The following is a 14,763-nucleotide window of genomic DNA, read 5'->3' on the forward strand; positions in this document are numbered from 1 at the left end:
AAGGAAAGGGGCGTATTATGTTAGCAATCATCGACTATGGGGTCGGCAATTTGTTCAGCTTGTCTCGTTCGCTGGATTATTTGGGGGTTGACTGCCAAATCACGCGTTCACTAGCAGAATTAAAAGCTGCCGACCGCATTCTTTTACCCGGCGTAGGCGCTTTTGGCGATGCCCGCCAAAAGTTGGCAGAGTTGTCGCTGATCGAACCGATCCAAGAATTGGCAGCAGCTGGCAAACCCTTTTTAGGCATTTGTTTAGGGATGCAGCTGTTGTTTGATAGCAGTGAGGAGTTTGGCACACATGCGGGGCTGGGTTTGATTCCAGGACGGAACGTTTCCATGCAAAGCGCCTTTGAAGAAGCCAAACAGAATCTGAAAGTGCCGCAGATTGGTTGGAATCGGCTGACTGTCAGAAAGGAAAGTCCTCTCGTCAGCGGGCTAGGGGAACAAGACTTTGTCTACTATGTCCACAGTTATTTTGCTACTGATTGCCAAGAGTATGTCATAGCAGACAGTGACTATGGTCTAGCAATTCCCGGTATCGTGCAAAAAGACAATGTCTTCGGCACTCAGTTTCACCCAGAAAAAAGTGGGGCTGTCGGGTTGAAGATTTTAAAAGCATTTACGGAGGTGCCGCTATGAAAATTTTTCCAGCAATTGATCTGTTAGATCAAAAAGTGGTCCGTTTGTACCAAGGAGACTATGAGCAAAAAGAAGTGTTTGGGGATGATCCAGTGGCATTTGCTCGTTCATTTGAAGAAGAAGGTGCCAACTATCTGCACCTCGTCGACTTAGATGGTGCCAAAGCTGGCAAACTCCATTACTTTGATGTCGCAAAAAAAATCGTCCAGCAAACCAATCTGTTTGTCGAAGTTGGCGGCGGGATTCGTGAGGAAGAAACGATCCAGCATTGTTTGGCAGCAGGCGTTCACCGGGTGATCCTCGGCACGATTGCCCAGAAAGACCCAGCATTCACAAAAGCGATGCTCAAGAAATACGGCAATAAGATCGCGATTGGGGTCGATGCCAAGGAAGAAAAAGTGGCCGTGGAAGGCTGGCTCGAGAAAACGGCAACAGACGCGTTTACTTTTTGCCAACAATTGGTGGAATGGGGCGCGCAAACGATCATCTTTACCGAAATCTCGCGTGACGGTACAGGAGAAGGCATCAATCTGCCGCTATACGAAAAACTCAATCAATTGGATTGCGACATCGTGGCTTCTGGCGGCGTGGCTTCATTGGCAGATATTAAAGGATTAAAACAGTTGGGCATCTCTGGCGTGATCGTCGGGAAATCCTTATATAACGGCAGTCTCCAATTGGCGGATGTCTTAGCAGCAGGGGAGGCAGAAGCATGATCGCCAAACGAATCATTCCTTGCCTTGATGTGCGAGATGGGCGAGTCGTGAAAGGGGTCAATTTTGCTGGCTTAAAAGATGTCAATGATCCAGTGACTTTGGCGCGCTTTTACAATGAACAAGGCGCCGATGAGCTGGTTTTTTATGACATTACTGCTTCTGCAGAAGAACGCGGCTTATTCACGGACATTTTGCAGCGCGTGGCGTCAGAAGTGTTTATCCCCTTGACGGTGGGCGGTGGCATCAATCAAGTAGCAGATTTTGAACGAGTCTTAAACTGTGGCGCCGACAAAGTCAGCGTCAATTCGGGGGCGCTTCGCAGACCAGAGTTGATTGCAGAAGGCGCGAAACGCTATGGCAGCCAGTGCGTTGTTTTATCCGTTGATGTTCGCCGTGTCGGTGAGAACTGGCATGTGTTTGCCAAAGGCGGACGGGAAGATACAGGCTTAGAAGCATTGGCATGGATTCGCCAAGCTGAGCAGTTAGGTGCTGGTGAACTAGTCATCAACAGCATGGATACCGATGGCGTGAAACAGGGGTTTGATTTAGACTTGCTGAAAGCTGTCAGCGAAATCACCAAATTACCGATCGTCGCATCGGGTGGTGCTGGCAAAAGTGCCGATTTTATCGAGCTGTTTCAATTGCCAAATATTGAAGCAGGGTTGGCGGCCTCAATTTTTCACTATGGCGAGGTAAAAATCCCGGCGCTGAAAAAACAATTACAGGCCGTCGATATTCCCGTACGAATCGTATAGCGTTGGCGTTTTGATAGGCAATAGAAGGAGTGGATAACATGGTGCAAGTACGATTTGATGAACAAGGATTGGTTCCAGTGATCGTGCAGGATGTGGAAACGAATGAAGTTTTGACCTTGGCTTATATGAACCAAGAAAGTTTGACCTTGACCTTGAAGGACCGATTGATGACCTTTTATTCCCGCAGTCGCCAAGAATTGTGGCGCAAAGGAGAAACCAGCGGCAATTACCAGCATTTAGTATCATTGACCGCAGATTGCGATCAAGATGCCTTAGTCGCCAAAGTAAAAAAAGACGGACCTGCTTGCCATACAGGCACAGAAAGCTGCTTTACAGAGGTGCTTTATGGTACAGAATCCTCTCCGACCATCGATGCGTTGTATGAGCTGATAAAAGGTCGTAAAGATACGCCGCAAGAAGGCAGCTATACCAGCTACTTGTTTGAAAAAGGCAGTGAGAAAATCTTAAAAAAAATCGGCGAGGAAGCAACCGAGGTCGTGATTGGGGCGATGAAGGAAGACCGCCAAGAAACCGTTTATGAGATTGCTGATTTGGCGTATCATACAATGGTTTTAATGGCAGAAATGGGGATTGATTTAGCGGCTATTCGACAAGAGCTTGCCAAGCGTCATGTTGTGGATAAGAAAGTCAAACAAGAACGGATGCAATAACGGTCAGGGTTTTTCAGTAGAAAGAAAGCAACTGACGATAAAAAAGAAGCCCTTCAGTCATTGCTTGAAGGGCTTCGCAACCGTGGCGATAAAGTTGATCTGCTGGTACTTTGAGTGAGCACACAAACTGGCTATTTGTTTTCCAACTCTTCGATCAATTCTTTCATTTCTTTGATTTCTTTTTCCTGTGCGTCAATGATTTTTTCTGCAAGTTCTTTTACTCTTGGATCAGACAAATCGGCATTTTTACTGGTTAGAATCGCAATCGAATGATGGGGAATCATGGCTTTCATCCAGGCCGTATCTCCCACGGCGGTTTGGCTTCTGACCATAAACAGTGAACCAAAAAAGAGTACAACACTGACAACTAAAATTCCGATATTCATTTTCTTGTTGTCATACATCTTCCACATAAATAACAGCATGATGATCGCCATCATCGCGCCCATCATAAGTGCCATAAACAGGCGGGTTTGGCTGAAAAAGATATGATCGAGGGCGTAGACATTGAAATACATCATACAAAACATAATCACCGTCGATACCCCAATCATCACCAAAAATTTCCCGTATTTCTTCATTTCTTTCCTCTCCTTTTTGTATACAAAATAAAAACAATAAAGCAATCCAAAACATCATCGTAACAGATGCTTTTTTTTGTTTATTGTTTTGTTAGAATAAATTTACTCCCTAAATCAAGTATAGCGGAGGAAGTAGAATGAGAGAAGCGATATACATTTGAACGAAAACAATGGGTTCTTAGAGTAAAAAAGCGAAAACGGGATTACTCGTCTAGGTTTATTTGTTATAATCAACCTAAGAAATGGATGGTGTATAGAATGAATCACAATGATCGCTTGACGCGTTTACGCTATGCTTTGGATATCAAGGATACCGACATGGTGAAAATTTTTGAACTTGGCGGCGCTTCTTTCACAAAAGAAGAAGTAAAACAATTATTGAAGAAAAAAGACCCTGAGACCTATGAGATTGAATGTACCAATGAAGCCTTTGAGCGTTTCTTAAATGGTTTGATTCGCTCGCAACGAGGAACAAAGCCAGATGCTGCAGAACCTGTCTTGGAGTTGAACAATGGCAATGTAAATAATTTGATGCTGAAGAAAATAAAAATCGCCCTTTCCCTAACAACAGATGAAATGCTGGACATTTTCCAGCAAGCGGGAGTCAAAGTTTCAAAAGGTGAATTAGGCGCCATTTTACGAAAAGAAGGCCATCGCAATTACAAGCCATGTTTAGACAAATATGCCCGCAACTTTTTAAAAGGATTGACGATCGAGTATCGGGATAACTAGTAAAAAATCAATAATAGGCTGAACTTACAATGGGCCGCCCAAAGAGATGCATGTTATGTGTCTCTTTTTTTGTGTAAATTCAAAAAACAATGTAAATCAGTGATTATAACGCTAACTGAGGCCAAACTTGGAGCATGAAGGAGCAGGTGAAGTGAGCGATCTGTTTGCTTGAATAACCTGTTTGTTAAAACCTGACAAGTTTGGTCATTTCTGATACAAATGTTGACGTGTTCAGAATGATGAACCATGTAATACTATCAAAATGAACAGGAGTATCCTGTGTCTAAAAGTTGTAATTAACAAGTCGTCACCATCATCAGAAGGGGAAGTTTGTCGATAGGTGAAAGATAGGAAAGCGTATCGTATTTAAACGAATATAAAAGGAGAATGTTATGAAAAGGAAATTTTGGGGCTATTTGTCATTGGCGATCTTGTTAAGTCAGCCTGTGTTGGCACCTTTGGCACAAGTTATGGCTGATGAACAGGAAACCATTCCATCAAACAAAGAAATAACGACATTAGGAACATTAGAAAAAGTGGAGGAGACTACTGAAACAGTCGATTCTTCTCGTATAAAAGAAGAAATCAACGGTGACACCACAAGTAACTCAGAATCGCAAGAAGTGGTTAATGATGATGAGAAAAGTGGCTCGACGGAGAGTACAGAAAAAAACCTCCCTGATTCAAGTGAAGACACAGCTAGCTCGGCAACTGAATCATCAGCGGAAATGAAAGAGGTATCTAATCGCAGCGTTTCATTAGACGCTTGGATGCCAGATAAGAATTTGCAAAATGAGGTAGCGAAAGGGTTAAACAAAACAGTTGATACAATCACTCAAGAAGATATGGTGAATCTAAAACAGTTAGATTTTTCTTCTTTAGCCAAAGACACAGTAGTCGATTTTACTGGTTTAGAATACGCTAGCAACTTGCAGGCGTTATATACGACATCTATTATTGCTACGAATGTTCCCAAAATCACTATGGCGGAAAATGCAACATTGTTTACCCGTCCTAATGTACTAGCACAGATTTTTCCAAAAGGATCTTTTTCAAATATCCACATAGGAAATTATGATGCCTATTTGACAGCCCAAGAATTAATTGGGGTTGGTCAATATCTTAGTGGATGGGTAACAGATTATCTGACGGTCTATGCAAGTAGCATGACGGATTTTTCTAAGTTAGAGCTATCTCCAGAACACCATCAAAATTCCCAACTATCTATTATGACTCAGGAGAAAATACTATTAGAGCCAATGCTAGTAAAAGATGGCCAATCTGATGTTCTTTATAAAGACCGTATGATGGTTGATACCCAAGGAAATGCGTTGCTCTCTTCTTTGTCCAACAAAAAGTATTCTTATTCGATTCGGGGGATAGATAAAAATGGCTATAGCTTTCCCTTATATGAAAATGATGGGTTTGAACTGACTGAAGAAGGAATTCAATTTAAAAATATTCCCGCCAATGTTGACTATTTGTCAATCACTTCTCTTGTTCCTAATCGTTTATCCACCGAGAGAGCTGCTAGTACAGGTACCATTCAATATTTAGTGAATTATCAAGTACCTGTGAAGTATGTGAATACTGCAGAAGATGTTACGGTCAAGTATCTTGACGAAAACGGACAGACGCTTGCACCAAATGTCACTTTATCAGGGTATGTAGGCGACCCCTTTACTACGGAAGAAAAGGATATCTCAGGTTATACACTGAAAGAGATCCAAGGGGATAGGATAGGGATCTTCAGTGATGTCGCGCAAGAAGTCGTTTATGTCTATGAACGTAGTGATGCAGCGCCAGTGACGGTCAAGTATGAAGATACAGAAGGCAATGAATTAGCAACACCAACCGTATTGAATGGCAAAGTAGGTTTGCCATATGAAAGTGAAGCCAAAGCGATCCCAGGCTGGTACGTTTCTCAAACACCAACTAACGCTAACGGGACTTACAGCGAAACGGCACAAGAAGTCGTCTATGTCTATGAACGTAGCGATGCAGCGCCAGTTACCGTGAAGTATGAAGATACAGAAGGCAATGAATTGGCAACACCAACCGTATTGAATGGTAAAGTAGGGTTACCCTATACAAGTGAAGCCAAAACGATCCCAGGCTGGTTTGTAGCTCAAACGCCAAGCAATGCTAATGGGACTTATAGTGAAACAGCTCAAGAAGTCGTTTATGTCTATGAACGTAGTGATGCAGCGCCAGTTACCGTGAAGTATGAAGATACAGAAGGCAATCAACTATCTACATCGACAATATTGAACGGCAAAGTAGGTTTGCCCTATACAAGTGAAGCCAAAACAATCAATGGCTGGTACGTTTCTCAAACACCAACTAACGCCAACGGGACTTACAGCGAAACGGCACAAGAAGTAATTTATGTCTATGAACGTAGTAATGCGGCACCAGTTACGGTCAAGTATGAAGATACAGAAGGCAATGAATTAGCAGCACCAACCGTAATGAATGGCAAAATAGGTCTGCCATATGAAAGTGAAGCCAAAGCAATCCCAGGCTGGTACGTTTCTCAAACACCAACTAACGCTAATGGGACTTACAGCGAAAAGGCACAAGAAGTCGTCTATGTCTATGAGCGAAGTGATGCAGCGCCAGTTACGGTCAAGTATGAAGATAAAGAAGGGAATCAACTATCTGCACCGACAGTATTGAGTGGAAAAATAGGTTTACCATATACAAGTAAAGCTAAAGCCATCCCAGACTGGTATGTTTCCCAAATGCCAACTAACGCTAACGGGACTTATAGTGAAAATGCGCAAGAAGTTACCTATGTCTATGAACGTAGTGATGCAGCACTGGTTATCGTAAGATATGAAGACATGGAAGGAAATCAATTAGCTGAACCAACGATCCTTAGTGGAAAAGTTGGCTTGTCTTATGAAAGCAACGCCAAAGAAATATCTGGCTGGTGGGTTTCAAAGACGCCTAAAAATGCAAAAGGTACCTTCAGTGCTGCCGTCCAAGAAGTTATTTATGTTTACAGTGCTGATAAAGAGAATGAGCCGGGAGAAGATTCAGGAAAAGATACACCAGAATCAGAAAACAAGACGCCGGAAGAAGAGAACGGGAATAGCTCAGGAAATAACAGCAAGCAAACAAACAAACAAACCAAATCAAAAAATAAGTTGCCTGCAACAGGAGAACAACTTACAGGTCAACGAATCATGGGCTTTTTGGGAGTCATCACTGTTCTGTTTTCTTTCGTAGTAATTTTGAGACGAAAAAGAAAAACTGAAAATTAAAAGCTTTTCAATAGAGAGGAAAGAGTATCCAGAATTGATTATTTTCTGGATACTCTTTGTTTAACCCTATTTAATTATGAGCGAGAATATGAGATTTTTATCAGTTATCTTTCGAATGTTACGTTCTTGAATTCATCATTCAATCCATCCCGATAGGCAATAGTCAAGACTAATTTTCCTGTTGTTTTGTCATAGTCTATCACGTTTAGTTCTAGAGAGAAGTTCTTAACATTGGCATCAATATAAGAAACAATTTCTTTTTCTTCCTCACCGATTTTTATCGAAAGTGTACTTTCTCCTAATAAATTCGCCTCCTCCAGAGCTGTTTTGGCTGAGCGTATTTCAGGCTGATAGAAGACAGTGTTTGTTTGAGTTAAATAGGTTCTATTTATTCGCAACGGAACGGTGATCTTTCCAAAGTCATTTGAGACAACGATCCCAGCTTTATTACTAGGGGAGAAAAAGACAGCGAGACCTATTAAAATTAGAACGAGAATACTAGCAACACTTGACCATACTATTTTTTTTGATATTTTCATTGATTTCAGTTCATTCAGCGAAGCATGAACACCTGTCCCCCCATTCTTTTTAAATAATGTAAGAAGTTAGCTTGATTATGGCGAAGATACTTTAAAAATAACTGTACTAATTTTCAACTTTATATAAGCGTAATTGATAGAAAGTAAAAGCTTTTGGAATTGTTGAAATGCTCAAAGGCTACCTAACTATTCGATTGTAAATACTCCTAAAAACCGACTCTCTTATTATCGTAGCAAAATATACGTTTTTTTACTTTTATTATTATAAAATAATTTTTTGATAAATTGCGGTTTGGACTGTTTTGTCGTCTTAAACCAGCTGTTAGAAAGAGCAATGCTCTCCAGATGCAGTAACTCGTAGTTCTAAGTAGTTGTAGCCATGCTTTTGCTTATCCTAAATGATTCAGAAGGTGATAGTTTCAGAGACAACTTCTTATAAAATGAAATAAGTAATCAATGAGTTCACACTGAATGAAAATAGATCGTGAAAGGAGTATAATTACCTTAAAAATAAAGTTAAGAGGTATTATTATGTATAAATTTCTTTTAACTAAATTAGACCAAGATGTTTATGAATTGTTTGCGCATTTTTTTGAGCAGGCGGTGGAGCGTGAAAAACTAAATGACCTTGCTGAAAAGACTAACTTATCAAAACGAAGAATCGTCTTAGTTTTTGAGCGAGCACTCGATTTGCAAAAGGCGTATCCTTATTTTGAGATTGCGTTGCATGAAGGTAGAGAGATGACGCTTTATTTTGCGCCGAATTTTCTTTTGTCTAAGCTTTATTCGGTCATGCTAGCAGAAAGCATGCCATTTCAAATTTTAGACAGACTCTTCAGTGATAAATATGTGTCGCTGGAAGAAACCGCCCAACAACATTATGTCAGCAATCGCACGGTTCAAAGAAAACTAAAGGAAGTAGAAACGATTCTTGAAAATTATCACATTCGATTGAACCTAAAAAGAAAACCGCTTTTTGTGGGCGAAGAATACCGCATTCGGCATTTTTTCCACATCATGTATTGGCAGATCTATGATGCAACGAACGCGCGTTATAGTGGATTGACGAAACAAAGTGTCAGTACATTGAAGAAAAAGTTGACAAGTTATCCCAGTTTTTATCGCGGGATTGATCAGGAGAAATTTGTGCAATTGCTGGCATTGAGTATTTATCGTTTTAAAAGAGGCTTTCCTGTAAAAGAGATTCCTCAAGAGATGAGGGAGATGAGGCATCTGACGATTTCCTTTGAAGAATTTAAAGAAGAGCTGATCAAGCCATTGCTAAGAAACAATTTGATTCTAAATGGGCTTCCAGAAACAGAATTTCTCTTCTTGTATTATATGTTTTCTGTCATGACGACGTACTTACCTGAAGAGATTCCTAGTCAGCTAACAATTGGGGCTTATTTTTCTCCTCAAGCCATCGCTGCAGCAAGGCTATTTGCGGAAAACGCTCAGAAAGTTTTTCTCGTTTCTGAAAGCAATATTGATTATTTGTTGGTCAATGCCTTGAATATTCATTCGGTTTCGCTTCTTTTTGCATCGAAAAATAAGATCGATGCCTTTGGAAAAAGCACCACGGACAAAGATTATCGCCGTGTCTTTCCTAAGATTTTTCCGCTTGTTCAGGAGATGTACCAATCGTTAGCGCAACAATCACCAATTTTTGCAACCATGTATGAAGCGAACAATCGCTTGCTTTTTCAATATAGTATGCTTCTTTCTCTGGTAGCGAAAATTGATCGTTCTACGGTTCGTATTTTTCACGAATCAAAATTCGGAAAAATCCAAGAAATCAGACAAAAGGAACGATTGAAACGCTGGTTCGGTTACACACTTTCATTTGTTTCCGAAAATCCCGATTTTGTCGTGACAGATTACCCCGTCAATCGGCAAGCTTTTATTGACCAAAACCCCAACGTCCAATTTTTTAAATGGAATAGTTTTCCAACGGGGGATCGCTGGCTTGAACTGATTGAAGCAGTTGAAAAGTTCCAGAATGAGTTTAGTCAAAAACATACGTAAAACTGTGAATTTCACAGTATGAAAAAAAGGGGGATTCTCAAAACCAGAGAATCCTCCCTTTTTATAGTGGGAAGCGAAAAGTTTTGCACAGCGTTTCTCAGATTTCCTATGTAGTTTGTCAATCGCTCAATCGGCTCTTGGGCTTGTTTACTTTTATGAAACTAAAATTGATACGATCCAACCCGAAGGTATCTAACAGGACTTTATTTGCTTCTAACAAACAAATGATTGGCGTCTCCTTTCCTAAAAAACATGTAATAATGCAGGCATAAAGATCTCGGTCAACAGAAACGTTTTACGAAAAAGCGAAGGGAAAAAAAAGTGTTCGAATCCTCTATTTAACGTAATGCTAGTGATTTCAGCCTAAAGGTCGATTTCCTATCAATATTTCCATAGAGTACGCATCGACGTATTCGTTACAACGATAAACATATAAACAGGATTTTACATAAGATTCACCAATCAATAGAACAGGAGGGCTAAAGATGGAGTCAGCATTTAAGATCCATTCAATGGAAGAATATTTAAACTTCTACATGGAAGAAACGGAGCGGCTTTTTTTCAAGGAAGAGTTTCCAGAACTCAAAGAAAAGATTCTTGCCAATTGCTTCGAAATCAAACGAGCGATCCAAGAAATCAATCACGAGAACTTTTTTGAACAGTATGCGAGAATCAATACATTAGAAGCAGAGATTTTGATTATTTTGGAATGCAGTGAATTGCGGGGGAGTGACAATGTGGTCCCTTTTGCTGAAGCAGAAATTTTGCAAGTGGCGAAACAAGATAGCAAAACCTATTTTAAAGAAAGATGTGGACTGACATTGATCGCGCCTACGCCCCATTCATTGCATTTTTCCGTGGAGTAGTTTAAGTATCAACAAAGATCATTCGTGAGAAAAAAGTGTTGTAGGAAGTTTGAAGGGAGACTCCATTAAGGTTTGTGCAGGAGTAATTGTTTTACCAAAAGAAAAGGCTGCAGTCTTTTTATGCAACTTTGGAGGCACTGTGGAAAAAAGCTGTACCTTTGATATAAATTCATTTAACAAATAAGTGGAGGTCACAAATGAATGCAATAGAAAAAAGGATCCAGTTTATTGTCGAAGCTGACAAGCTTAAATCCATCCTTAGACAATCGACACTAATCTATGATAGAAACCAACGAGAAAATGATGCAGAGCACACCTGGCATTTGACATTATGTGCACTATTGCTTGCAGAACATGTCGCAACCGAAGGGCAAGTGGATTTGTTGCGAGTACTCAAAATGTTAATTATTCATGACATGGTAGAAATCGAAGCAGGTGATACCTATTGTTATGATGAAGCTGGGTACCTGGATAAAGTACAGCGAGAACGGGAAGCAGCTACAAGTTTATTTTCTACATTACCGAGTGAACAATATGATGAATTTATGGCTTTGTGAGAAGAGTTTGAGGAAATGGCAACCGTAGAAGCAAAATATGCATCGGCTATCGATAGGTTACAGCCTGTCTTGCAGATATACTACTTTGACGGGAATACCTGGATAGAAAATAACATTGATGTTGAACGCGAATTAAAACGAAACGAGGTCATCAAAGAAATTATGCCAGAAGTTTGGGACTATGTTAGAAAACTTATAGATGATGCCGTAAATAAAGGCTGGCTGAAGCAATAAAGAAAAAATCAATAAGCTGTTAAATATGAGCCAAAGTAGAAGAGCATCATAAAATGAACACTAAATGTACTAGAAGAGAAGGAATGGGTATGAGTATCGGGGAAGCAGGGTATATTTTTACAAAGTATTTTATCGTAACAGTGTCTATTCTTACATCAATATATGGGGGCTATTGGGTATACTATGCCTTTGTCCAAACGAAAGATGAACAAGAAAAAGCGCTTGTTTGCTACACGGCAGCAAAAGCATTCGGTGTCACTGCCCTATTGTTTTTCCTCTATTATCTTTTACAGCTGATCGTAAAAGCCGCAAATGTAAAGCAGCTGACAAGGCTTTGGCAGATTCTTCATTTTGGAAGTCGTGATGAGTTTTCTGTAGGAATGGCTCTTTCCATCATGATGGTAGTCCTAGGAGTTTTTCTTTTGGTTGAAAAACGAAACATTCATTTGCGGTAATCATTGAATTTCCTGTGTTTTGGCAAAACATAGGCATAGAAGTTTTTTTTATAAAAGTAGTGAAAAAAATGGCTCAAACGCAAAAGGAGTAAAGAAGAAAATGATAAAACGTTACGATATTAATGAGGAATGGGCGCTTTCGGGCGTGATCGAAGCAGGAAATTTTGTTTTTGTTGGCTATTGCGTGGGAAATATTGGCGAGCCGATCGAAAAGCAGATTGTAGGAGCACTGAAGCAATTAGAAGAGCGATTAAAATTGGTGGATTTGGCACTAGCAGATGTGGTAAAGATGGATGTACTTTTCAAAAATATTTTTGATATTCCGATTATGGAAAAGATTTTAAAAGAAACCTTCCATGGGAAATTTCCTGTTAGAAAATCGATTCAGACAGAATTTGCTCATTCTGGCGAGGTGGGGATTCTTTTTCAAATTGATGCGATAGCTTTTAAGGGATAGTGCGATAAAGAGAGCATTTTAGAAAAACGGAACGTTTCTTTATGGTTACCTATCGGCAAAAGTAATGGTAAGCCAGTGTTTTCTTGAATAACGGTGTTGCTTACGCTTCATTGATTAAAAAGCAGACAAAGCAAAAGGGGGCTGAGGAATCAGTCCTCTTTTTTTAATCTAACACATCTTTTTTAGAATCACAGAACTCCCATCAGTGTGGTAAGTTATTGAGAAGAAAGAGTTAAAAATAGAGTGTAGTCTGACAATAACGTGTTATTTATTGTATTTTGTATACACTTTTAGCGATCGCCCCCTTCATATTCCTTTATTTTCTTTTTATAAAATAGGACTTTTTTTGTATTTTTCAAGCCGTTTATTGTCGTGTCCTGATCCGAGAACCATGTAATAATGCAGGCATAAGGAATGAGAACAACGAACGTATTACATAGAAGTAAGAAGTAGTTGTCAACGGGCAGCTTTTTTGCATTGGGGAGAGTATCGCTGCGCTTATTCACTTAAATTGAAAGAGGGAACAGTAATGAAAAAATCAGCGAAGCAAGAACTATTGTCGCGTCTTCTTGTTAGTTCGTCAGTGTTTATTTTGGGAAGCCCAATTGTCACACAAGCAGTTGTTAGCATCCCTGCTGCGGCCGAAACAATCAGCACTTCAGAGATAGAGGAAGCAACACTGAGTACGAGTGAGAATCTTTCTGAACAGCAAGTTTCCGAACCAGCAGTAACGGAGGAAACGACCACTTCTGAAACGGGGAGCAAAGAAAAAGCAGTTGAACAAGAAACAGTCGAGACAACTCAAGTAGAAGAAACGGAACCTGATCAGCGAACAGAACAGTCTGCAGAAAACGCCAGTACAGAAGAAGACACAGAAAGCAGTATGGCGGCTGATGAGAGTCAGGAAGTAAAATCTGCGCTAGCAGAAAATATATTGTGGACGGGTATGTGGGGGACTGCGCCAGCAACATTAGATATTGAAGGGGTTTTGACTGTAGGAGCAGGTACATTGACAACTGCGGTGGATCAAGTGATTCCTTTAACGGAAGAACTTAAAAATATGGTCATAAAAAAAGTTGTTCTCACAGCGCCAGTCATTTTGCCAGCAGATGTAGCAGGGTTGTTTGAGAGTTACTCCCACTACGGCACCGTGCCCTCTCAATTGAATGAGATTGTGGGACTGACTTATCTTGATACGAGTCAAGCAACCACGATGAATAGTATGTTTTATGGCTATAGCGGATCTACATTAGATTTATCGAATTTTGATAGCACCGGTGTCATAAATTCTTTAGGTGCCGGGATGAACCAGTTTTTAGCAAATGTACGCTATCTAAGAGAATTAAAATTAGGACCAAAATTCAGTTTTGTTGGGTGGAACAATTGGCCAGGCAATTCCTATCCGGTGAACTTGGTTGACCCAAGTGGGATGTACGGATTCCATTCAAGTTATTATACCGGTTACTGGCAAAATGTAGGGACAGGTACCGTAGATGCGCCATATGGTGAACACATATTGAAGTCAGAGGAACTAGTGTTGACCTATGATGGCGCGACGATGGCTGATACCTATGTATGGCAGCCTTGGTTTATTGAAGGAGCACCAGTCACAGTCAATTACTTAGATGAAGATGGTAAGGAATTATTGCCGCCTAATGTACTGACTGGCGGAAATATTGGCGATACAGTTGAAGTTGTTCCTGAAGATATTCCTAACTATACATTGAAGGAAGTCCATGGGGATGAGAAGGTTGTCTTTAGCAAAGTTCCGCAAACGGTCACGTATATCTATAGTCCCTTGATAGAAACCAAGGAAGAAAGTAAAATTGTCGCACGAATCATTCACTATTTGCATGAAGACGGTACGGAAGCTGCTCCAGATCACGTAGATACAGTTGAATTTACTCGAGAAGTGACAACGAATCTAGCCACTGGCGAAGAAACATTCGGTGAATGGCAAGCAAGAGATGATGATACAACCTTTGACTTAGTCAAGAGTCCAGAGATAGCCAACTACTTTACAGATAGGGAATTTATCGATGAAGTCATGGACGTAAAGGCCGATTCAGAAGATATTGAAGAATTTGTCATGTACTCGCCAAAGATGGTCGAATCTACGGAAACCAAAGAAGTCAAGCGAATGATCCATTATGTGTATGAAGATGGCAAAGAAGCAGCCCCAGACAATGTAGACACAGTCACCTTTACACGAACAGTGACAACGAATGAAGCAACAGGTGACAAAACTTTTGGTCAATGGCAAGC

General features: G+C 40.4%; 13 protein-coding genes and 1 pseudogene. 12 read left to right on the forward strand and 2 right to left on the reverse strand.

All coding sequences use genetic code 11. The annotated features are described in order from the left end of the window. Nucleotides 1-17 precede the first annotated feature (17 nt). The 4 genes from hisH to hisIE are packed head-to-tail and all read left to right on the forward strand — an operon-like array spanning nucleotide 18 to nucleotide 2,783. A complete protein-coding gene (gene hisH, locus A5878_RS03560) occupies nucleotides 18-641 on the forward strand; it encodes an imidazole glycerol phosphate synthase subunit HisH (protein WP_086294610.1) in 624 nt (207 codons plus the stop codon). After that, on the forward strand, nucleotides 638-1,357 hold the full coding sequence (hisA, locus tag A5878_RS03565; RefSeq protein ID WP_015509107.1) for a 1-(5-phosphoribosyl)-5-[(5-phosphoribosylamino)methylideneamino]imidazole-4-carboxamide isomerase: 720 nt from the start codon (nucleotides 638-640) through the stop codon (nucleotides 1,355-1,357). Before hisH ends, hisA begins: the two co-directional genes overlap by 4 nt. Beyond that, nucleotides 1,354-2,112 (forward strand): imidazole glycerol phosphate synthase subunit HisF, encoded by a 759-nt coding sequence (hisF, locus tag A5878_RS03570; RefSeq protein ID WP_074536374.1) that lies wholly within the window; start codon nucleotides 1,354-1,356, stop codon nucleotides 2,110-2,112. Before hisA ends, hisF begins: the two co-directional genes overlap by 4 nt. Before the next feature lie 38 nt (nucleotides 2,113-2,150). Beyond that, entirely contained in the window at nucleotides 2,151-2,783 is a 633-nt protein-coding gene (hisIE, locus tag A5878_RS03575; protein ID WP_086294611.1) for a bifunctional phosphoribosyl-AMP cyclohydrolase/phosphoribosyl-ATP diphosphatase HisIE, read from the forward strand. Nucleotides 2,784-2,914: 131 nt separating this feature from the next. Here hisIE and A5878_RS03580 read toward each other — a convergent pair whose 3' ends face one another. Continuing rightward, a complete protein-coding gene (locus tag A5878_RS03580; protein ID WP_005225207.1) occupies nucleotides 2,915-3,364 on the reverse strand; it encodes a DUF305 domain-containing protein in 450 nt (149 codons plus the stop codon). 258 nt (nucleotides 3,365-3,622) lie between these two features. Between A5878_RS03580 and A5878_RS03585 the strand changes: the two genes are divergently transcribed. Continuing rightward, complete coding sequence (locus A5878_RS03585; RefSeq protein WP_074536375.1) at nucleotides 3,623-4,096, forward strand: DUF1456 family protein; 474 nt, start codon at nucleotides 3,623-3,625, stop codon at nucleotides 4,094-4,096. A 392-nt stretch (nucleotides 4,097-4,488) separates the two neighbouring features. Then, nucleotides 4,489-7,365 carry a MucBP domain-containing protein gene (locus A5878_RS03590; protein WP_086294612.1) on the forward strand — a complete coding sequence of 959 codons (2,877 nt, stop codon included), beginning with the start codon at nucleotides 4,489-4,491 and terminating at the stop codon, nucleotides 7,363-7,365. Between the two features lie 104 nt (nucleotides 7,366-7,469). Here the strand turns inward: A5878_RS03590 and A5878_RS03595 are convergent, their stop codons facing one another. Continuing rightward, nucleotides 7,470-7,904, reverse strand: coding sequence for a hypothetical protein (locus tag A5878_RS03595; RefSeq protein WP_086294613.1), 435 nt, complete (start codon nucleotides 7,902-7,904; stop codon nucleotides 7,470-7,472). A gap of 531 nt (nucleotides 7,905-8,435) precedes the next feature. On the opposite strand from A5878_RS03595, the gene A5878_RS03600 reads away from it, so the two are divergent. The 6 genes and pseudogenes from A5878_RS03600 to A5878_RS17655 form a co-directional block, all read left to right on the forward strand. Beyond that, nucleotides 8,436-9,929 (forward strand): helix-turn-helix domain-containing protein, encoded by a 1,494-nt coding sequence (locus A5878_RS03600; RefSeq protein WP_086294614.1) that lies wholly within the window; start codon nucleotides 8,436-8,438, stop codon nucleotides 9,927-9,929. Between the two features lie 485 nt (nucleotides 9,930-10,414). Next, on the forward strand, nucleotides 10,415-10,795 hold the full coding sequence (locus tag A5878_RS03605) for a hypothetical protein (protein ID WP_005225213.1): 381 nt from the start codon (nucleotides 10,415-10,417) through the stop codon (nucleotides 10,793-10,795). Nucleotides 10,796-10,992: 197 nt separating this feature from the next. Beyond that, a pseudogene (locus A5878_RS03610) lies at nucleotides 10,993-11,586 on the forward strand (HD domain-containing protein). Between the two features lie 89 nt (nucleotides 11,587-11,675). Next, nucleotides 11,676-12,041, forward strand: coding sequence for a hypothetical protein (locus A5878_RS03615; RefSeq protein WP_074536376.1), 366 nt, complete (start codon nucleotides 11,676-11,678; stop codon nucleotides 12,039-12,041). A gap of 100 nt (nucleotides 12,042-12,141) precedes the next feature. Continuing rightward, on the forward strand, nucleotides 12,142-12,498 hold the full coding sequence (locus tag A5878_RS03620) for a RidA family protein (RefSeq protein WP_015509114.1): 357 nt from the start codon (nucleotides 12,142-12,144) through the stop codon (nucleotides 12,496-12,498). Between the two features lie 529 nt (nucleotides 12,499-13,027). Then, nucleotides 13,028-14,763, forward strand: a 1,736-nt coding sequence (locus A5878_RS17655) for a MucBP domain-containing protein (protein ID WP_256925799.1), incomplete at its 3' end; no start/stop codon positions are given.

It is taken from the genome of Enterococcus sp. 3G6_DIV0642 (assembly GCF_002140635.1).
Classification (GTDB): domain Bacteria; phylum Bacillota; class Bacilli; order Lactobacillales; family Enterococcaceae; genus Enterococcus_D; species Enterococcus_D casseliflavus.